The sequence below is a fragment of the Frankia umida genome, assembly GCF_023242945.1.
Classification (GTDB): domain Bacteria; phylum Actinomycetota; class Actinomycetes; order Frankiales; family Frankiaceae; genus Frankia; species Frankia umida.
Genome location: NZ_JALKFT010000123.1, coordinates 1 through 347, shown reverse-complemented (window position 1 = coordinate 347; position 347 = coordinate 1). Strand labels below are relative to the sequence as shown.

At 75.8% G+C, this 347-nt stretch carries 1 protein-coding gene; it reads right to left on the bottom strand.

Annotated features, from left to right (window positions below; translation table 11 throughout):
• Window positions 1-205 (bottom strand): acyltransferase domain-containing protein (locus MXD59_RS27900; RefSeq protein WP_308301791.1); only part of this gene is annotated, 205 nt, incomplete at its 3' end.
• Between the last annotated feature and the right edge of the window lie 142 nt (window positions 206-347).

Below are 347 nucleotides of genomic sequence, written 5' to 3'. Positions count from 1 at the left end.
CCACCCCGAACGACCCCCACAACCCCGCCAACGCCACCATCACCGCCCACAACACCGGCTGCACCACCTCCACCCGCTCGAGATCCGGCGCGCCTTCCACCCCACGCAGCACGTCCACCACCGACCAGTCCACAAACGGCTCCAACGCCGCCGCACACCCCTCCAACCGCTCCCGGAAAACCGGCGAGGAATCCACCAACTCCACCGCCATCCCCACCCACTGCGACCCCTGACCCGGAAACACGAACACCGGCCCCACACCAGAGACCGCCCCCCCCCCCCCCCCCCCCCCCCCCCCCCCCCCCCCCCCCCCCCCCCCCCCCCCCCCCCCCCCCCCCCCCCCCCCC